The sequence below is a fragment of the Pseudarthrobacter oxydans genome (assembly GCF_030812335.1).
In the GTDB taxonomy this organism is placed as follows: domain Bacteria; phylum Actinomycetota; class Actinomycetes; order Actinomycetales; family Micrococcaceae; genus Arthrobacter; species Arthrobacter oxydans_B.
Map to the genome: position 1 here is coordinate 575,181 of NZ_JAUSSN010000001.1, position 19,698 is coordinate 594,878.

At 62.8% G+C, this 19,698-nt stretch carries 18 protein-coding genes; 6 read left to right on the top strand and 12 right to left on the bottom strand.

Going from position 1 to position 19,698, the window contains the following annotated elements; all coding sequences use genetic code 11:
- The first annotated feature begins 34 nt into the window (after positions 1–34).
- A complete protein-coding gene (locus tag J2W14_RS02765; protein WP_307458005.1) occupies positions 35–805 on the top strand; it encodes a potassium channel family protein in 771 nt (256 codons plus the stop codon).
- Between the two features lie 645 nt (positions 806–1,450).
- Here the strand turns inward: J2W14_RS02765 and J2W14_RS02770 are convergent.
- The 7 genes from J2W14_RS02770 to J2W14_RS02800 form a co-directional block, all read right to left on the bottom strand.
- Positions 1,451–2,365, bottom strand: coding sequence for an aminopeptidase (locus J2W14_RS02770; protein WP_307458007.1), 915 nt, complete (start codon positions 2,363–2,365; stop codon positions 1,451–1,453).
- Positions 2,358–3,047, bottom strand: coding sequence for an AroM family protein (locus tag J2W14_RS02775; RefSeq protein WP_307458010.1), 690 nt, complete (start codon positions 3,045–3,047; stop codon positions 2,358–2,360). The genes J2W14_RS02770 and J2W14_RS02775 overlap by 8 nt, the downstream gene beginning before the upstream one ends.
- Positions 3,040–3,984 (bottom strand): DUF1177 domain-containing protein, encoded by a 945-nt coding sequence (locus J2W14_RS02780; RefSeq protein WP_307458012.1) that lies wholly within the window; start codon positions 3,982–3,984, stop codon positions 3,040–3,042. Before J2W14_RS02780 ends, J2W14_RS02775 begins: the two co-directional genes overlap by 8 nt.
- Entirely contained in the window at positions 3,981–5,048 is a 1,068-nt protein-coding gene (locus J2W14_RS02785; RefSeq protein WP_307458015.1) for an S-methyl thiohydantoin desulfurase domain-containing protein, read from the bottom strand. The genes J2W14_RS02780 and J2W14_RS02785 overlap by 4 nt, the downstream gene beginning before the upstream one ends.
- A 2-nt stretch (positions 5,049–5,050) precedes the next feature.
- Positions 5,051–6,661, bottom strand: a complete 1,611-nt coding sequence (locus J2W14_RS02790; RefSeq protein ID WP_307458018.1) for an OPT/YSL family transporter — start codon at positions 6,659–6,661, stop codon at positions 5,051–5,053.
- 50 nt (positions 6,662–6,711) lie between these two features.
- The gene (locus J2W14_RS02795) at positions 6,712–7,359 is read right to left on the bottom strand and encodes an aspartate/glutamate racemase family protein (RefSeq protein WP_307458021.1); all 648 of its coding nucleotides are present in this window, start codon (positions 7,357–7,359) and stop codon (positions 6,712–6,714) included.
- A gap of 128 nt (positions 7,360–7,487) precedes the next feature.
- Positions 7,488–8,744 (bottom strand): PucR family transcriptional regulator, encoded by a 1,257-nt coding sequence (locus tag J2W14_RS02800; RefSeq protein ID WP_307458025.1) that lies wholly within the window; start codon positions 8,742–8,744, stop codon positions 7,488–7,490.
- 933 nt (positions 8,745–9,677) lie between these two features.
- On the opposite strand from J2W14_RS02800, the gene J2W14_RS02805 reads away from it, so the two are divergent.
- A complete protein-coding gene (locus J2W14_RS02805; protein WP_307458028.1) occupies positions 9,678–9,896 on the top strand; it encodes a hypothetical protein in 219 nt (72 codons plus the stop codon).
- On the top strand, positions 9,896–10,276 hold the full coding sequence (locus J2W14_RS02810) for a hypothetical protein (RefSeq protein WP_307458032.1): 381 nt from the start codon (positions 9,896–9,898) through the stop codon (positions 10,274–10,276). Before J2W14_RS02805 ends, J2W14_RS02810 begins: the two co-directional genes overlap by 1 nt.
- 159 nt (positions 10,277–10,435) lie before the next feature.
- Here J2W14_RS02810 and J2W14_RS02815 read toward each other — a convergent pair whose 3' ends face one another.
- Positions 10,436–12,049, bottom strand: coding sequence for an MFS transporter (locus tag J2W14_RS02815; RefSeq protein WP_307458034.1), 1,614 nt, complete (start codon positions 12,047–12,049; stop codon positions 10,436–10,438).
- A gap of 400 nt (positions 12,050–12,449) precedes the next feature.
- Between J2W14_RS02815 and J2W14_RS02820 the strand changes: the two genes are divergently transcribed.
- Together J2W14_RS02820 and J2W14_RS02825 are read left to right on the top strand one after the other, a co-directional pair.
- Positions 12,450–12,677: a hypothetical protein gene (locus J2W14_RS02820; protein ID WP_307458036.1), complete on the top strand. Its 228-nt coding sequence runs from the start codon at positions 12,450–12,452 to the stop codon at positions 12,675–12,677.
- A 109-nt stretch (positions 12,678–12,786) separates the two neighbouring features.
- Positions 12,787–13,044: a hypothetical protein gene (locus J2W14_RS02825; RefSeq protein ID WP_307458038.1), complete on the top strand. Its 258-nt coding sequence runs from the start codon at positions 12,787–12,789 to the stop codon at positions 13,042–13,044.
- A 93-nt stretch (positions 13,045–13,137) separates the two neighbouring features.
- Here J2W14_RS02825 and J2W14_RS02830 read toward each other — a convergent pair whose 3' ends face one another.
- Positions 13,138–15,627, bottom strand: coding sequence for an ATP-dependent DNA ligase (locus J2W14_RS02830; RefSeq protein ID WP_370871181.1), 2,490 nt, complete (start codon positions 15,625–15,627; stop codon positions 13,138–13,140).
- Between the two features lie 124 nt (positions 15,628–15,751).
- On the opposite strand from J2W14_RS02830, the gene ku reads away from it, so the two are divergent.
- On the top strand, positions 15,752–16,756 hold the full coding sequence (gene ku, locus J2W14_RS02835) for a non-homologous end joining protein Ku (RefSeq protein ID WP_307458046.1): 1,005 nt from the start codon (positions 15,752–15,754) through the stop codon (positions 16,754–16,756).
- 32 nt (positions 16,757–16,788) lie between these two features.
- Here the strand turns inward: ku and J2W14_RS02840 are convergent, their stop codons facing one another.
- The 3 genes from J2W14_RS02840 to J2W14_RS02850 form a co-directional block, all read right to left on the bottom strand.
- Positions 16,789–17,076 (bottom strand): DUF7218 family protein, encoded by a 288-nt coding sequence (locus J2W14_RS02840; RefSeq protein ID WP_307458049.1) that lies wholly within the window; start codon positions 17,074–17,076, stop codon positions 16,789–16,791.
- A gap of 213 nt (positions 17,077–17,289) precedes the next feature.
- Positions 17,290–17,568: an HPr family phosphocarrier protein gene (locus J2W14_RS02845; protein ID WP_056428072.1), complete on the bottom strand. Its 279-nt coding sequence runs from the start codon at positions 17,566–17,568 to the stop codon at positions 17,290–17,292.
- Between the two features lie 60 nt (positions 17,569–17,628).
- Entirely contained in the window at positions 17,629–19,698 is a 2,070-nt protein-coding gene (locus J2W14_RS02850) for a PTS fructose transporter subunit IIABC (protein WP_307458052.1), read from the bottom strand.

Genomic DNA, 19,698 nt, shown 5'->3' on the forward strand with positions numbered 1-19,698 from the left:
CCGCGGTGCCGGTGCCCTGCCTTAGAATGCAGCCATGACGCAAGAATCATGGCGAAGGCGCTCCGAGTGGCCGTTGGTAATCGCCGCTGTGCTGTTCCTCGCCGCCTATTCCGTCCAGGTCATTTCCAACACCGACTTCGCTGTTGTCGAATTCCTGATCTGGACGACGTGGCTAGCGTTCGCTGGCGACTACGTGATCAATCTAGTCCTAGCTCCGAATCGTGGGGGCTGGTTCGTCCGAAATCTCCACGAATTGGCAATTGTCGCACTACCGGCGCTGCGGCCATTGCGGCTGCTGCGCCTGGTCAGTCTCCTGAGGGTCGTTCACCGCGTCGGCGGAAATGCCCTGCGCGGCAGGGTGCTGATCTTCGTACTGAGCTCAGCCGCGCTCTTGATCTACGCCGGTGCCCTAGCGGTCCTCGACGCCGGAAAAAATGCTCCCGGTTCGAATCTGACCCTCTTCGGAGATGCCGTTTGGTGGGCTATGGCCACCATAACGACCGTGGGGTACGGGGACCATTACCCCGTGACGGCGCTCGGCCGGTGTGTTGCCGCCGGGCTCATGGTCGGCGGCGTCGCCGTCCTGTGTGTCGTCACGGCTCCCGTCGCGTCCTGGATGGTGCAGTCCGTCGCGGAAGAAACCGCAGCGGAGATCGACTCCGCAGAGGAACCGATCCGAGAGGAACTCCGCCGGCTCTCAGCACAGGTTGGACACCTGACGACGCTCCTGCAGGCGCGCGCAACCAATCTTCCGTCTGGTACCTCAAAGGTGCCCGGGGTTGAACCAGCGGCGACCTTGAAGTAAATGCTGCGTTCCGCGTAACCACCACCTCGGCCGGAGTTCGTTACGTATGGGCTGTTATCGGCGTTTCGGTTGTGCCCCCTTCGTGAAGGTCCCAAGGCGTACGGTCCCAGAGGGAAGCGGCCGCTAGGGGTGTTTGGATCCGGCTGAACCCCGGAAAGGACGCAAGAAGGGCAACATGATTGGCAATTCATTGCGGGACCTGGAACTCACCGACGAGGAGACTGGCCGACACCGTGATATTTGATCGCCATAACGACTGCGCTGGTATCGGCGTTCATTCCGGCCGTTACCCCCTCGATTCCTATTGCACGTTGGAGTTGTCGCCGCCGCGTTTGGGGGCGGCCAGGCCCGGCAGGAAAATCCAGCCGTAGTGAGCAAAGCCACGGCGCCGTTTTCGACGGCACCATGGCTTGGCCGGAATTGATGCTCGTGAAGCGGGTCCTCCCGGCTCCACGAGGCCCCTGATAGAAGTCGACCTTATTGAGACTGCCGTCCTCATACACACCAAGCGGGCGAGGGAACTAGATGGTTTCCAGATCGCAGGTCGACAGTGTCAGCGTAGTTTGTGGCGTCCAGTGAGGGCGTGGGCTGACGGCTGGCGACATCCCACGTCTAAGACGAGGGGCGGCCCAGCGATAGAGGGGGCTAGAACTCCCACTCGACACGAGGTTCAATTACGATGCAGTCGATGTGGACGCCGGCCGCCACCGTGCCCCCGAAAGTGTCATTTGAGCCAAACGCTATGTGAATGGTTTTGTAAGCTTTCTCATCCTCCAGAATGTTCCCAATCACCCGGGCCGCGTGATTGGTTCCGATACCGAGTTCTGCAACGTTGCGGCCAGGACCATCTCCGAGCAGACCAAGGAGCTTGTTCCCGGTGTCACCCGTCGCATCGACAAGTCGACCCTCCGCGATCGTGAGCAGCACTGGCTCTGTCACGAGCCCAAGGCCAGCAATGGAGCCATTAACTTCGAGCAGCCCCGAAGCCTTTCCCTCATCCGGTGCGATATATGCCTCCCCGCTGGGAAGATTCCCAGATGTTCCTCTCGTCCGGTAGACCCCGGTGCTGGCGATGCCATGGCGTTCAGCGACGGGCACTTCCAAGACCCGGTCCACACCCGTGCGAATACGTACCAGAGAAGCGGCTGTTAGCCGGGCGGTCATTGCTAGAGTCTCTGCTTCCACCCGCGCGTAGTCTGCCGTCATCGCTCCCTCGGTCAACATGGTCGAGGTGATACCAGGCATGGTCACGAATGCGATGCCCTGTGCATTGGCTTGTTTGCGAGCAGATGTGTGCGTCAACGAGTGTTTGGTCATGGCGAAGACCAGGTCTGCGGAACGGATCGCCTCGACTGCCTCTTTCGGAGGCTCTTCACCGGACTTACTCAGATCAATCATTTGGTGCACACTCGGCTCCACACCATGAGCGCGAAGTCCCGCGATAAATTCCTCCGCCACTGGCGCAGTTGTGTTATCGGTGAGCACCAGGACTCGTTCATATTCATGGACTGGAACGTTCTGCGAGATAACGTTGGCCACTGTCGCAGCGATGTCAGACACGAGGATCGGAACCTTTCGCTTCAGGGCGGGAAAAGCACTCTTGCACCGTGGCGGCGATCAGCGACTGGGGTAGAACTACAGGAAGATCGGTAGCAGCTCTCACACGGTCACGGTGCCAGGGCGAGTAGCCCATGCAGTCGAGCACAATTAAGTCCGCTCCTTGATCTCTTAGTTTGATGGCTGCCTCCGTCGGATCGCTGCCATCATAGGGAGACGAGGAGGCCACAGAGATCCGGCCCGGGAAGTCCAGCCATTTCTCTCTCATGTGATGCATCTGTTCCGGTAGCGGAACGAGCAACCCTAGATGGGAAACAAAGGTCAACCCGCGGACCACACCGGATACGAGTTGGTCGGGGTATATCATCGGCGTGCGCGTGCTGAGCTCGGGAAAGCTACCAGTGCACGCCATGACGACGGCATCCACCTTATTGCCGAGCTGATCCAGCTTGTCAGCAAGCCGCGGCACGAGCGCTTCCTTGCTGATCCGGACCGGCGCACCTGTTCGCAACTTCGAGATATACACAACGTCGTCGGCTGAAGGTAGCAGTGCGGCCCACTGGTCTTCACTCACGTCGTCGAGAGCTCCGGCTTCCAGAATGTCGATGTCGGGGAACCGGGCAAAAGGGGCGGCGATGTCTGACCTGGGCGACTGGCCGATGGTAAGTAAGCCAATCCTAGGCATTCACCCCACCCCCTACAGTCTGCAGGTGACTCAGATTCCCGTACAGTTCGGTCAGCCGCGAGTACTCGTCCGCGTCGTAGAACTGTGCCCGTTGGCCGGTGAATTCCTTGGCCGCTTCAATGCAGAACCTCGCCGCGGAGGCGACATCGGTCTCGTGGCTTGCTCCGGTGGCACTGCCTGGGACTACGGAAGCGGACGTAATGGCCAAACCGACCACAGGAGCCGCGGTGGCGACCGCGGGCTGGAGAATACTGTTGATATGGAAGACACCGTTGCCGTAGGGGGTGATGTCCTGCGTGGTGACAGCGAAGGTGTGGGCCGCCTCGCCGGTCGTCATCTCCAGCAGCCTGACCAGGTCATCAGAGAACTTCAGAACGTAGCCGGACTTGACCGTAGGCGACAGCGCAATCCCTCGGTGGTTGAAGACCCGGTTTCCCTTCGTTGTGTCCACTGAGATGACCGCGTCCATGTCTGCTTTGACTTCATGACTGTTCATTGTGGAGATCTCCACGGGCGAGTCCATGAACTCCACGGGTTCATGGGGGAGCGTCGGTGCATCCTGGCATATGTGGGTTGCGATGATTACATCCCCGGGCAAACGGTCACCCCGAGTGCTCATCTCCGCGAGCTTGAGTGCCGCGGAGATCACGGCGATGGCTCCATCTCCGTCTGACACCGATCCAATCCTGGTGGGCCGAGCGCCAATGCCACCGAGTCGGCCAATGAGTCCCAAAGTGGGGTTCGTGCCGCCCGCAGTCCGTCCGTTCACGCCGGCGATTGTGATGCAGATGAAATCCGTGCTTCCTTTGACACCGTGCACGGTCTGCACCGCCGCGGAGCAGTGTCGGTGATCAGTAAATAGGTCTGCGACGTTCTGGCCACCGACTTTGGGGTGATCGAGCATGTCGGTAATCTCGAGTACCTGTTTCAGCGTCATCTCAGCACACCTTCGGCGTTGGCAAGGATAGGTTTACCGATGACCGGCTCGATCGCTTTGAGCAGTTTCGGGTTGTTCATGGTGCTGCTTAGCAGAAGTTGATCCCGTGGCACGAGAATCGTCGTGACGGAGCGGCCTTCGCATAGCTCTGCGCTCACGATGGGCTCACCTGTGGCGGTATCCAGAGTCATAATTAGGTCGGGGAAAGTTCCTACCCGTTGACCAGCGATTTCGGCCGTCATGTACTCGTTCCAAATAGTCAGCTCAATGTCGCCGATGAGCACCTCGCCGACATCAAAGCCGCCTGACTCGACCATGCGAAAGCTGGTAACTGTTCCGGTCGAGAGCACGCTACCGCCGAGGAAATCGATGACGGCGCTAACTCGAGAAGCACCCGACGTACGCGCGTGGTAAACCTGGCCGAGCTTAATGGCCTGGGTGATGCCCCCTAAGGCAGCGTTCTGGGACAGATATTCAATCGATACCGGGTTGCGGCAGACGCTGACCATACCGCCTGCCTGGATAGAGACAGAGCGCACTGCGCTGGATGCCAAATCCAGGCTCGCTGAGACGGTTCCTGCTATTTGACGGGTTCCCTTGCCTCCAGCGAAGGCCTGGAAGGAAACGTAGTCCTCGAGCTCAGAAAGGTTAAGGGCTCCCATGGAACCTGTGGGGTGTGCCCGACCATTGGCTGGGCTGTCGAGCACCGGGAGCCCTAGAGCCGCTGCCTGCAGCCAGCCGTTGGTCGTCGTGGCGGCGCCATTTTCGTTTGTCATGATCGCGACAATCGGGACATCGTTCCTGACGCGGGCAACGCTGTCGATCATCTGGTCGGTGCTGAGATACATCTCTTTGGCGGATGGTGCGCCGACGAGCGCGACGCAGGGCACTACGGCATCTGAGTCGAATTCATCGATAGTAGCCAATTCCGGGGCGTGCCGGGGAAATATCTCAGCGGCTTTGCTCAAACCTTCAGCCAAGCGACCACCGCCGCCGCCGCCGAGAATGCACCCACCGTAGATCGCGTTGATTGCGTCATCGTGAGTCAGGGTTCGTCTAGTCATTTTTATTTCGCCTTCCAGAGCGAGGAGAAGAAGCTGTACAGGGCGTCGCCAGCGATGAATCCGGCGGCCATGGTGACCATCGTGTCTTCGGCTGCAGGGCCCTTGATCTTTATGACCAGGAATCGGATGATCACGCCGGCCGCTACTGCCCAGCCAGCCATGGGGTTGAGGATGATCAGGCCACTGGCCAACATGATTCCGAGTTGCCGCTTAGGTCCGCCGATAAACTGGATCAGCGCGCCCGGGATAGCCCACAGGGCCAGCTGTAAACCAGCGCTGGAATCGAGGCCGGCCTTGATCGTCGCGGCGAACACGCGATCGACTGGTGGTATCAGGCCCTGTGCAAAGAAGGACTGGTGGGCGAAGGCAACCACTATAACCGCGACGCCAAGACCGATCACCGAACTCTTGAGCTGCAGCCTGCGACCATAAAGTTCTTCGGCCACAGGCATGCCGGCGCGTAGCAGGGCACCGGTCTTAAAGTCGAACCCCATGTCGGCGAAGGCCGGACCTGTGGCAGCTGTGTAACCGCAAAGAAGCGCCAGGGCGATGGGAGGGAATCCCATGAGCATTCCCAGCACGAGAACGATCAACGTAACGGCAAACGCCGGGAACCAGCCCGAATGCATGGCTGCGATACCGACAATGATCTGGTGCATAAAGGACGCGAACGCTGCGAAGACCACAAAAAGCAGCAGGTAGCCGAATGACAGCTCGGCGAAGAGGCCACCCATGATTGCAACCAGGACAGCGCCGAGAACAAAGAGAAGACCTCCGACGGAGAAGGCGCGTCTGACATCACGGTCACTGCGGGTGACGGCGGGGACAGGTGGCTCGAAGACGGACGCGGCTGCACCGCCGTGGACGGCACGATCCTTTGGAACGATATCTTTACTCCCGGCACGCCGGGCAACCAGGAGGAAAATGAACTGGGCCAAGGCAACTAATCCGGCGCCGATCATCATGCCGTGCGGGACGTACATGGCGTTCAAGTTGATGTTGAAGAGCTGTCCCGAGTAACCCCGCGAAAGCAGACCCAAACCGAACATTGAAAGGGCCCAGATATTGCCGATGAATGCTACGCCAAATGCTGACATGGGGATGCCGAAATGTGCGCCAACAGCACCACCAAGGATTCCGAAGCCGAGGAGTTTGGCCTTGTTGCCGCCTTCATCTCCGGCCCTGATAGTTTCAGCTGAGGCTACACCGGCCGGCCAGGTTTCGTGTGCCCCGAACAGTTTGGAATCGAAGACCCGGTAGAGGACAAAGACGTCCAGCGCCATTGCCATGGCCGCTCCGATAAGCATCGGTACGACCAGCTCGGGCATTCCAAGTGCCCACGGAATGCCGATCGGAATCAACAAACTGTTAGCCGCGCCGAAGGTGGCAGCCGAAACCGTTGTCTGAATGAGGTTCTGGTTGTGAATGTTCCGGAACTTCAAGAACATCTGCATCGGGATTCGCGAGATTATCATGGCGAGAAGCACACCGATGATAGAGGTATTCGGGCTGATACCGAGGGTCGTGATTAGTTGCATGCCAATGATCGCGCCGAAGACTGCAATCAAGGCAGAGACCACGAAAAACGTTATGCCGAAGGGTTTCTTCGACATGACGTGCGTGTGGTCTCCACTCAAGACTTCCCTACTCATGATTTCACGACTCACGAAGCTCTCCCGGGGGTAATAAGGGTCAACGCAGTAGCTTGTGCTTCTACGAGATCGATAATGGGTATTGTGATCTGTTCGGCCAGGTAGGACTTGAGGTCGATGGTGGAAAATCCGGTGCACGCGAACAAGATAACGTCTGCGCCTTCCCGGCGGGCGTCCTCCGCAAGCCTGAGGAGTGCTGGTTTGGCGCTGTCTTCAAATAGGTCAGTGGCCTTGCGGTGCTCCGGTGAAAACCGGTAGGAGTGGAAAGCTTCTCCCAGAGCAGCGCGCATGCGAGGAAGTGCTTCGTCGAGTATGCCGATAACAGCGATCTTTTCGCCCACCATCCGTGCAGCAAAGGCGCCTGCCTGACCGGCGCCGATGACTGGCAGGTCAGTGTGCTCCCGGACCAGGGTGAGCCCTGGATCCGCAGCACAACTGATCGCAAGAACCTGTACGCCGGGCTCTGCTTCTAGCTCCTTAGCCAGTGCGAGGATCTTTGGTTCTGCGACCAGTTCAGTGGCCTCGTCATGTATGCCATGCGGCTGATCCTGAATGCACCTGCTCAGCGTGGCTATTCCCGTCTGCGCTTCGATTCTTCTGCCGTGCTCCAACAGGACATTCTCATTCTCGGTAGTGAGAACGCGGATGATTCCAAGCATTTTTCTGTTCCTCGCCGTCGTCGCGACAGTCAGTTGCTGTCACTCAGATCACACTAGGAGCGGATACAAGGCCGGAGATAGGCGCAAAGTGTGCACCCTTGGAGGATCTTAGTTTCCCATTTGGGAAATCAGAGCCGACCTTGAACCCGCAAACAGAAGTGCAGAAGGAAGACAGTCTCAGAGTTACCGAGGTCCATTCCGAGGGCTTTGCGGATTCGTTCCAATCGGTAGCTAACGCTTCTTCGAGTCAAGTACATGCGCTCTGCTGTGCGAACCACATTTGTGTTCTCTTGGAGGAACAAAGCCAGAGTGTCTATTAATTGCTTGTCCTGCTCCAGCGGAGCCAAGACTCGTCGGGCGTAATCCTGCACTTCCTGATCGGAGAATAGCGGCATCAACAGCTCATGTAGCCCTATCTCAACACTTGAGTAGACACGCACAAGCGGCAACCGCTGTTTGCCTAAATCAAGGACCCGAACGGCCTGGTCGAAATGCTGGGCAAGCTGTGACGATCGTTTGAACTCCGAGCTGACGGCCAGAGCGGTGCTTCGGAAGGCAGCGTTCTTGCCAAGCAGCGAGTCCAGCTGCCGCTGAACGCGCTCCCGGTCAGGAAAACCACTCTCGGGGTGCAGGGCAATGAGTATGCCCAGGCGATTACCGTGGATGAATACGCCATGACCGGGCAGATGCCGGATAGCCTCCGGGCGCCAATCCGTGGACTCTTCTATAGCCCGGATGACGAGACGTTTTCCCGCGCGTCTGCCTAGCGCCTGATAGTCCAATGGGAATGACCGAGACTGCAGGAGTGAATATCGTTGGAAATCTACGGCGAGGACGACGTATGTGGGCTCAGCTGTACGGAAGTGACCGCCACGAATATGGTTCTCTAGCTCGCCTACTAGGTCCTCCATTCGGAAGGAATGGGAAGCTGTGTCGTACAGTTCCCCAATCATGACCATGTAGATCTTGTCACCAATCTCCTTCAGGAATGAGTGCTCAAGGAGCAACGTATGAAGATCAAAGTTGGACCGCGAGGTCAAATGGACGAAGGCAAAAGGCTGTCCCCGAAAAGTGAGGGGAAGAATCACGTGGTGTTCCGTGCTCACCAACGGCAGTTGGGCGACGGAATACATGGGCAGTTCCTCTGCCCACGACTTCAGGTATGTGCCAGCCTCCGGGTTGCTTGGTGCCGAGAACATACTGAAGTCGGTTCGCCAATCGTCTGCCACAAGGCTCCTTGAGGCGAAGAGCAGGTTTCCGTTCGTGTCCTCGATATAGACGGTTGCTTCTAGCCGAGTAGAAATAAAGTTAAGGGTCGACTGGATATCGAGCTGCTTATAGCTCTCGAAAAAATAGCCGGGTGGTGTGGCATTGGAACTTGACATATTATCCTGTGATTCCCAACGCTTCGTGGATAAGTGGCGAACTGCGCTCCTCCAAGGAAGCCGGCGGCTACTCATCATCGCCTCTGCGTTTTCAGGTTACCCTTTGAACGGCAGGCGACACTTGGTTCCGCTCCTATAATATCTGCATTACCCGGGAGACATGCGTCGCAACCACTGCGCCGATGCCCTGCGCGGCCCCTGTTACTACAACCACTTTGGCCAGAAACCGCCTCCGATTTGAGCCCAGTTCGTTGTCCATGTTCCCCCTGCGACGTAAACGAGCCCCGCGCTGGACGTGACAGGCGTCACTGGGCTGCCGCATCAACACTGCACCATTCTTTGGTCGTTGAGAAATACTAATTTCGGCCTGATTGATATCCCTAGGCACCTAATGGGTCGGGTCGGGGTCAACGCTGATGGGATCTTCCAAGAACGGAAAAAGATGGCGGGAAGAATAGACGCTGAAATTGCGCGTTGTGCTCTGACGGTGACGTTGGTTGGCAGTCTTGACGTCACGTCGCTCCATCACTGGAAATTTCATCCGCAGTCGGCGACGTCGAACCGGCCCGCAAAGACACTGAAGTCGCCCAGATCCAGCGTTACATCGAGGAGCACGACTGCACTGAAGGATGTCGACCTCAACGCCGATCCCGCTGCTGGACCAGCGGCGGGGAAACCTGCTGAAGATTCACAAATCTCACTATCACGGACAGGTGCCCGTCAACCGAAACGGGGCGACGTTTCTCGTGTTCCGGGTAGCTTGGCGCTGTGCCTATCGTGGTCTGGCGATATAGGAAGCCAGCCCCGTCTCGTGGTGAGACGGGGCTGGCTGGGACGGTCCAGGGAAACGCCCGGTACCCTCACCTTCGGCTGGGTGTTTTACGCCTTCACGTTCGGGCTGAACGGCCTGGTCGGCATCCACATCATGAGCGCATGGGGCTGGAGGCGTCCGAGACGGGCGTGGTCACGTCGTTCATTTCTTCGCTGGGCATCTGGGGTGTGCTGGTCATCTTCATCTCGCAGACCCGCATCAACACGGCCAACTACTTCCTCGCCTCGACGAATCTCTCGGCTTTCGCCCACCGCGCGTTCGGCCTCAACCTGCCGCGGTATGTCTGGGTGATCGTCTCCGGCGTGCTGGCCTACTGCTGATGCTCACGGACGTGCTGAGCTACCTGCTCAAGGCGCTCGCCTGGCAGGGAGTCTTTGTCACGGCCTGGGTGGCGATCGCGCTGACGTACATTGCCATCAACTGGAAAGAGGAGCGGTATCTCCCGGAAGTCCGGCCGGGTCGGCTGAAGCCTGTCACCGCCGGGGCCGTTGCCTGGCTGATCGCCTCCGCCACCGGCATCCTGCTGACCGAGCAGACGGCGCTGCCCGTGGTCTCGCAGCTCACGCCGGTGATCACCGTGGCACTGGCTGCCGGCCTGTACTACGCCGCGTACAAGCTGTCCCCGCCGCCAGTCATGGACGGGCGGAAGGACCTCACGCCGGCGGAACACGCCGAACTCCAGGCGGCAGAACCGCAGTAACCGGCGCCGCCGGCGCCGGACACGCCTAAGGCCTGCCCTGCGTGCTTCCCCCAACGGGTAATCACGCAAGGCAGGCCTCAATGGGCGGGACTTCGCTACAGAATCCGGATTAGCCGGCTGGGCTCAGGATGAACCAGGCCGGGCTGCCAGAGGGCAAGCTCAGGCTCCGGCGGGAACCTTTTCGGCGTCTCGGGCCGGCGTCGAACCGGCAACTGAATCCGCCGGCCCCGTGGTGAACGGCATGTCCATTTCCACCAGGTCAATCAGCGGGTTCTCGTCCTGGTTTGCGACGAGTTCCTTGGCCTCGGCCTGGGAGTCCACGCTGGGCATGGAGCCCGGCAGGGGTCGGTTGGCCGATTCCTTGAGGAAGTAAATCGCAACGGCACCGATCGCCGAGGTGGCCATCAGGTAGTAGGCCGGCATCATGTCATCTCCGGTGGCGCCGATGAGGGCGGCAACGATGAAGGGAGTGGTGCCGCCGAAAATGGCCACGGAGAAGTTGTACGCGATGCCCATGGCGCCGTAACGGCTCGCCGTCGGGAACTGTGCCGGCAGGGCCGAGGCCAGGTTGGCCACGTAGAACGTGACCGGGAAGGCGACGAGGGCGAGACCCAAGAGGGTGGACCAGATTTCTCCGACGCCGATCAGCATAAAGGCGGGGACGACCAGCACAATGGTGCTGCCGGCGCCGATCCACAGCACGGGGCGGCGGCCGATCCGGTCGGACAGCTTGCCGGTCAGCGGGATGCACAGGCTCATGATGACCAGCACGGGGATCGTCAGCAGGGTGCCGTGCACGGGATCGTAACCCTTGGACTCGGTGAGGTACGTCGGCATGTAGGACGTCAGGGCGTAGCCGGCGGTGTTCGCGGCTGCGACCAGGATCATGGCGACGATGAGTGAACGCCAGTAGGCCTTGACGATGCCGACGGGGCCCTTGGAGGCGGTGACATCGGCGGACGTGGCGTCCTTCGCGTTCGCCTCCTGGGCGTCCAGGGTGGCCTGGAACTGCGGGGACTCCTCGATCTTGTTACGGAAGTAGACCGCGATCAGGCCCAGCGGGCCGGCAATGAGGAACGGGATCCGCCAACCCCACTCCTCCATGGCGCTCTGGCCGAGAGTCAGCTGGAGAACGGAGACGAGGGCGGCGCCGAGGGCGAAGCCGAGGTAGCTGCCCATGTCCAGGAAGCTGGCGAAGAAGCCGCGGCGCTTGTCCGGGGAATATTCGCTCACAAACGTCGTGGCACCGGCGTACTCGCCGCCGGTGGAGAAGCCCTGGACGACCTTCAGCAGCACCAGCAGGGCAGCAGCCCACATGCCGATCTGCGCGTAGCCGGGCAGCAGGCCGACGGCGAACGTGCTCGCGGCCATCAGCATCAGGGTCCAGGCGAGGACCTTCTGGCGTCCCACCTTGTCGCCGAGCCAGCCGAAGATGACTCCGCCCAGCGGGCGGGCAATGAAGGTGGCGGCGAAGGTGCCCAGCAGGAACAGGGTCTGCACGGACTTGTCCGCTTCGGGCAGGAACACCGGTCCCATGGTGGTGATCAGGTAGCCGAACACGCCGACGTCGTACCATTCCATGGTGTTACCCACGATGGTGCCGCCGAGGGCTTTTTTAAGCATCGGCTTGTTGACGACGTTGACGTCGGACTCTTTGAGTCGACGGCGCGTCCGTAGCTTTGGTTTCTTCGCACCGGTGGGTGCGACTGGGTAGGTTCCGCTGGCGTTCATAACGCCTGCTGAAGAGTCGGTCGTGCTTCGGTCTTTGGGCATTTGGGCCGCTCCTAGGGAGGTCATTTGCTTGCGACTTGTAGCTGCCCCGCTCTGGGCAGACCTTCAATTTTACGCGATTTCCATGGTGTTTCCGAGTTTGGTGCCGTATGATCCGGTGTTTCGGCCCGGATCGGGGTCCCGTTGGCGGTTTTCTTTTCCGCGGTTTCACCGCGCCATTGCAGGGAAACCCCGGTCCGCGCCGGGTGTTGCGGAAACTTTTTCGCCGCGGGACCGCTTAGGGCCGGAAATCCGGGCCAAATGGCACTGTTGCGGCCCGCATGACCCGCCCTTCGGACGGCCCCGCCGGACGGCAAAAAAGGGGGTACCCAAGGGATCGGGAATGCGCTTAGGGTTGACAGCAGCGCAGTGCTGACCACGAGCCACCCAAGGAGAACAGTCCATGACTGGCAAAGAGACCAAGAAGAGCGACAACAGCGGGGCCGAGGGCGACGAGAAGACCCAGGCCAAGCAAGGGAAAGGCATCAAGTCGCGCCTCACGGACGCCCAGCGGGAGATGCTCGAGAGCAAGTCCCGGGGCGGCGCCGCCTCACAGAGCGTGGGCCACAGCCACAAGCCCACGCACGTCAGCGGCAAGCAGGGCCCGGCGGAGAAGAAAGTCCGCTGGTAGCCCTACAGACATCGCACACCGGCCGACCTACGATGGTTGGACACTTCGTTTCACAGCTTATTTCGACGACGTAAGTCGGCAGCGTAAATCAAGAGCGGAAGGAAGAGCAATGGCGGAACACCAGTTCGGCGACGACATCAATCCTGAGGTTGCCAGTCATTTGGCGGAGTCCATGGACGAGGCGCCCGGTCCGGAAACAAGACGCCCCGCCCCGCCCACCGCAGCCGACGGGCAACAGTGGCCGGACGGCAGCGGCAAACACCGCCATCCCAAGGAGCACGACGTCCAGCACGGCCGGCTGGGGCACGAGGCCGCGGTGAACGCGGTCCACCGGATCACCCCGCCGGACACCCCGCACTCCTCCTGAACCACTGTGTCCTGAATCAACAGCAGGGCGCCTTGCGCCGGCGGCTACGAGCCCGGGACGGCCTGCATCGGCCGCCCGGGCTTTTCACTGCCATCAGTCCGATTCCACCACCACGTCCGCCGGGCTCTTGTCCAGCCGCCAGCCGCGCCAGACCGGGTGCCGGAGCTTGCCGCTGCCGGTCCATTCCCCGTAGGTGACCTCCCCGACAAGCTTGGCGCTCACCCAGTGCGCGTCTGAGGCGTCGGCCGCCGGCACGTCGTCGAAGGGTGAGGTCTTCCGGGTCAGGGCATCGAGTTGCTGGCGCAGTTCCTTGAGCTCCCGGGAGCTGAAGCCGCTGCCGACGCGCCCGACGTAGCGCAGCTTGGATCCGGCCGGGATCCCCAGCAGGAGTGAGCCGACGGATTGCCCCCGCTCGCCTTTGCCCGGCCTCCAGCCGCCGACCACGACCTCCTGGGTGCGTTCGAACTTGAGCTTGAGCCAGGACCTGCTGCGCTGTCCGACGTAGCGGCCGTCCGTGCGCTTGGCCATCACGCCCTCCAGCCCCAGTTCCTCGGCGCTTTCCAGGATGTGCCGGACGTCGGCGTCGATCAGCGGGGACAGTTCCACCGGGCATCCGGACGTGGTGAAAAACGCTTCGAGCCGGGCCCGCCGCTTGCGGAGCGGAAACCGGCGCAGGTCGGTGCCGTTCTCGGACAGGAGGTCGAAGAGCATCAGCCGCACGGGCGTCGACGACTGCGCCTTCGCGACGTCGGCGGCCTTGGTGAGCTTCATCCGCCCCTGCAGCAGCCCGAAGTCGGGCCGACCGGAGGGGCCGACGGCGATGATCTCGCCGTCGGCCACGAATGGCCGGTCCGGCCAGCAGGAGCGGTCCGTCAGTTCCGGATAGGCAGCCGACATGTCGTTGCCGTTCCTGCTGATCAGGCGGATCCTCGCCGCGTCCCCGACGATCAGGGCCCGCACACCGTCCCATTTGAGTTCAAACTGCCAGTCCTTGTCCGGCAGGTCCGCGGCGGTGCCGGAGCTGGCGAGCATCGGCGTGAACCCCGCGGTGGCCGGGGCGGCCGGCGGTTCACTGTCCGGCGCTGCACCGGATTCCTGTGCCTGTTCTTGCGCCGGTGCCGACGCCGGTTCCGGCTCCGGCTCCTCCGCCGGCGGCCGGGGCGCCCGGCCCTTCTTCGCGCCCGGCGGGTCCATCAGGTGGATGAGCCACTGATCGTCGCCCCGGCCGGTGTGGATCAGCGCGAACCGGCGGGCGCCGCCCAGGCCGCCGTCGTCCTGGCCGGTGAGGGTGGCGATGACCTCTTTTCCGGCAATCCACTTCTCGCACTCGTAGTAGCCGCGGTCCCAGATGCTGATGGTCCCGGCGCCGTACTGGCCTTTGGGGATGGTGCCTTCGAAGTCCGCGTAGTCCATCGGGTGGTCCTCGGTCTGGACCGCCAGGTGGTTCTGTGTCTTGCTGGTGGGGACACCCTTGGGCAGCGCCCAGGACACCAGCACGCCGTCGCGCTCCAGCCGGAAGTCATAGTGCAGCCGGCTGGCGTGGTGTTCCTGGATGACGAACTTCTCCCGGAGGGTGCCGCCTGCTGTCTCCGCGCTTTCCGTCCCCGCAGTTTCTGTCCCCGCGCGGTGGCGTTCCGCCGTAAACGGCTCCGGCGTCGAGGCCGCGTCCCGCTTGGCCCGGTACTTCTCCAGCCGCGGGTCGGTGTCGCCGCCGTCGCCGCGCCCCTCCCCGGCCGTGCCGCCCGCAAGGGCGTCCGGCCGGGCCCTGCCGGAGATGACGGCGAAAGGATCCTTGCCGGACTTCACCCGTTTCAGGACCTCCTCATAGTCGAGCTGGTGAAGGGACGGGGAGCTGAGCTCGCGCCAGGTCCGTGGCGCCGCCACAGTGGGCCGGAGCCGGCCGCGCAGGGAATAGGGGACGATGGTGGTTTTTGCAGCGCTGTTCTGGCTCCAGTCCACCAGGACCTTCCCGGTGCGCAGTGTTTTCTTCATGTCGCTCACGGCCAGCTCCGGGTGATCGGCTTCCAGCGCCCGGGCCAGTTCGTGGGCGAACTCGGAGATCTGCTCGGAGCTCTGCGTGCCGTCGAGCGCCGCGTACAGATGGATGCCCTTGCTGCCGCTGGTCACGGGCACCGGATCCAGGCCCACGTCCTGCAGGATGGTGCGGGCGAGCTTGGCGACCTCCACGCACTCGGCCAGCCCCGCCCCCTCGCCGGGATCCAGGTCCAGCACCAGCCGGTCCGGCGGCAGGGCGTTGCCGTGCGAGTCGACGCGCCACTGCGGCACATGGATCTCCAGGGCCGCGATCTGCGCGAGCCAGGCCAGCGTGGCCGGGTCGTTTACCAGCGGGTACTGGATGGTGCGGTCCTTGTGCGTGATGGACGCCCGCGGCACCCACCCCGGCGTCGAATGGTCCAGGTTCTTCTGGAAGAACATCTCGCCAGGCGCATCGGCCGTCCCCACGCCGTGCACCCAGCGTTTCCGGGTGGCCGGGCGGTTCGCGGCGGCCGGGATCAGGACGGACGCCACCGCAGCGTAGTACGCCAGCACATCGGCCTTCGTGGTGCCGGTCTCCGGATACATCACCTTGTCCAGGCTGGTGACCACCAGTTCGCGGCCCCCGACGCGGACCCGTTCCCTCTTGCTGCCGGATGCCCTTTCAGCCAAGGGGCTTCACCTCCACGCAACTGTGATGTTCACTTGATCCATGAGAGCCATCTGGAAAGGCGCGATAGCGTTCGGGCTGGTCAACGTGCCCGTCAAGGTCTACAGCGCGACCGAGGACCACGACATCAGCCTGCACCAGGTCCACAATGCCGACGGCGGACGGATCCGCTACCAGCGCCGCTGCGAGGTCTGCAGCAAGATCGTGGACTACGAGGACATCGATAAGGCCTACGAGGACGACGGCCGCACCGTGGTCCTCAGCCGCGAGGAACTGAAGTCCATTCCGGCCGAGAACAGCCACGAGATCGATGTCGTGCAGTTCGTGCCGGCCGAGCAGCTCGACCCCATGATGTTCGAGAAGAGCTACTACCTGGAACCGGACTCCAAGTCGCCCAAGGCCTATGTCCTGCTGCGCCGGGCGCTCGAGGACACCGACCGGGTGGCCATCGTCCAGTTCGCCCTCCGGGACAAGACCCGGCTGGGCGCCCTGCGGATCCGCGGTGACGTGCTGGTGCTGCAGTCCCTGTTGTGGGCCGACGAGGTGCGGGAGGCCAGCTTCCCCTCGCTCGAAACGACGATCCGGATCTCCGCGCAGGAGCGCGAGATGTCCGCCGCGCTGGTCGATTCGATGGCCGCGGACTTCGAACCGGACCAGTTCACCGACGACTACCAGCTCCAGCTCCGCCAGCTCATCGAGGCGAAGCTGGAGAAGGGCGAATCCTTGGACACCGAGGAAACCTTTGGTGTCCCGGCGGCCGAGGCCGGCAGCGGCGAGGTGATCGACCTGATGGAGGCACTCAAACGGAGCCTGGAGAAGAAGCGCGGCGGAGGAGCGTCTGCCGCGGACGAACCCGCCAAGCCCGCTGCCAAGTCGACGGCGGCCAAGGCCGCGCCCAGGACAGGTACGCGGACCGCCGCCAAGACGCCGGCCAAGACCGCTGGCAAGACGCCAGCCAAGACGCCGGCCAAGACCGCCGCCGCGAAGACTGCCGCTTCGAAGACGTCCGCCCCGACGTCCGCACGGAGCGCGCGGAAGGAGGCCTGAGCGGGCGGTTGTCCGGCCCGTGGCCACCGGGATCAGGAGTTCCGGAGCGCGGAAATGAGCTCGCTTTTCCTCTTGGCCGAGTAGCCCTTGAGTCCGATTTCCTTGGCGCGTTTCTTGAGCTGGGGGACAGTCCAGTCCTCGTAATCGCCGGCCTTCCCGCCCTTGCGGCCCACGGCTGACCGGCCGTTCCTGGCAGCGGCATTGGAGATGCGGGCGGCTTTCTGCTGCGACGCACCGTCCTCCAGCAGCTCTTCGTAGAGTTCCGGATCTTTGATGCTGGGGCTCTCGGAGCCCCGCGGGGCGTTCTTCTTCGTCGGCATGGCTCCCTCGGCTGCTGGTGGTAAATCCTCCCGCGGCGCCGGTGAGTGGTGCCGCGGATTCCAAACTAACGGCGCCGCCGGGCCCTGACAAGGACTTACTAAGTTTGCTGAGGGGTATCCCGGGAAGCCAGGGACGACAGAGGCCCGGCCGCACCCCCTGTTCGGGGTGCGGCCGGGCCTCTGAAGCGGTGGCGGTACCGCCGGACGGTGACGCTATTCGGCGTCGTGGTCCGTTTCGAGGATCTGGACCAGGCGTTCCAGGGCGGCGTCGGCGCCGTCGCCCTCGGCGCGCAGGACCACAACTTCGCCGTGGGAGGCGCCCAGGCTCATAAGGGACAGGATGCTGGCGGCATCCATGGCCTCGTCGACGGGTTCGCCCAGGCGGGCAATGGTGATTTCGAGATCGAACTCGCCTGCAGCCTCGGCAAAGATGGCGGCCGGGCGGGCGTGCAGCCCGACACGGCTGGCAATGGTGGCGTTACGTTCGGTCATTTTTGCTCCTTGGTTTCAGCTTGGGGAATATCAGCCGGGTGTTGGTGTTGGTGGAGTGGTTCAGGCGGCGACGGGAACAGTTTCCACCGTATCAACCGGCTTCTTGACTGCCCAGCGCTTCAGCGCGATCACGGCGAAGGCGCTGACGACGGTTCCGGCCGCGATGGCAATAACGAACCACAGGAAGGGATCGATCGCGAAGAAGACGAAGATGCCGCCGTGGGGGGCTTTGGACCCCACGCCTGCCGCCATCGAGATGGCGCCGGTCACGGCACCGCCGAGCATGCTGGCGGGGATGACGCGCAGCGGGTCCGCAGCGGCGAAGGGAATGGCGCCTTCGGTGATGAAGGAGGCTCCCAGCAGCCAGGCGGCCTTGCCGTTTTCCTGTTCCGCCAGGCTGAAGAGCTTCTTGTTCAGCACGGTCGCAGCCAGTGCCATGGCCAGCGGCGGGACCATGCCGGCGGCCATCACGGCTGCCATGATCTGCCACGGGGCCTGGTTGGTAATGGAGGCGGCTCCCAGGCCGGCGACGGCGAAGGAGTAGGCAACCTTGTTGACCGGACCGCCGAGGTCGAAGCACATCATCAGACCCAGGATGACACCCAGGGCGATGGCGCTGGCGCCCGTCAGGCCGGACAGGAAATTGTTGAGGCCGACGGTGATCTGCGCGATGTAGGCGCCCAGGAACACGAACAGCAGGCCCGACGCCGCGAGCGATGCCACGAGCGGGATGACGACCACCGGCATCAGGCCGCGCAGCCAGCGGGCCACTTGGAGCTTGCCGATCGCATGCGCCACGTAGCCGGCGATCAGGCCGCCCACGATGCCGCCGAGGAAGCCCGCGCCCATGAAGACGGCAACGGCGCCGGCAACGAAGCCCGGGGCGATGCCCGGCCGGTCCGCGATGGCGTAGGCGATGTATCCAGCCAGTGCGGGCACGAGGAAGCCCAGGGACAGTGCACCAATCTTGAACATCACGGCACCCAGGTACGCGCCCAGCGGGCCCCAGGCGAGTTCCGGATACACGGTGGGCAGGTTGAAGAGGCTGTTCTCCGCCAGGATCTTGTCCGCGAAGGCAGTGATGTCGTAGCCGCCCAGCAGGAAGCCGAGGGCGATCAGCAGACCGCCGCCCGCCACGAACGGGATCATGTAGCTGACACCCGTGAGGAGCGCCTTTTTCAGCTTCGTGCCGAAATGCTCGCCCTTTTCCTCGGCCTCCTGCTCGGCCTGGTCCTCACCAAAGTGCGGGACGCGGCGGGCATTCGGGTTGTCCGCGGCGGCGAGGGCTTCCTGGACCATCTTGCCGGGCTCGTCGATGCCGCGCTTGACGGGGGCGTTGATGACCGGCATGCCGGCGAAACGCTCCTTGCCGCGCACGTCCACGTCCACGGCGAAGATCACGGCGTCGGCGGCCGCGATCACGGCCGGGTCAAGGGCTTTGGCGCCGGAGGAACCCTGCGTCTCCACCTGCAGGTCGATGCCGACCTCCTTGGCCGCGGCCACGAGCGAATCGGCGGCCATGTAGGTGTGGGCGATGCCGGTGGGGCAGGCGGTCACGGCGACGAGGCGCTTGGGGCGGGGTGCGCCGGCCGCTGCGGGCTCGGCGGCTGAGCCGGCTTCGGCTGAGCCTGCAGCGGTGGCAGCGGCTGTTCCCGCTGCCGGGGCTGCGGCGGCGGGCTTGTCCGCGAGGGCGCCCTCGACGAGCTCGACGACCTCGGCCTCCGAGCCGGCGGCGCGCAGGGAAGCGGTGAAGTCCTTTTTGATCAGGGAGCGGGCCAGGCGGGAGAGCAGCTTGAGGTGCTCCTGGTCCGCGCCTTCGGGGGCGGCGATGAAGAAGATCAGGTCCGCGGGTCCGTCCTTGGCGCCGAAGTCGACCGGCTGGGAGAGCCGGGCCATGACCAGCGTCGGTTCGGTGACCGCCGTCGAACGGCAGTGCGGGATGGCGATGCCGCCGGGGACGCCGGTGGCGGTCTTCTGTTCCCGGGCGAAGGCGTCGGCAAAGAGGCCCTCCACTTCGGTGGCGCGTCCGTTGGCTGCAACTTTGCCTGCCATGTGCCGGATCACGTCCTCGGGCGTGCTGCCCAGGTTCTGGTCGAGCTCGACCAGTTCGGTCGTAATGAGCTGAGTCAC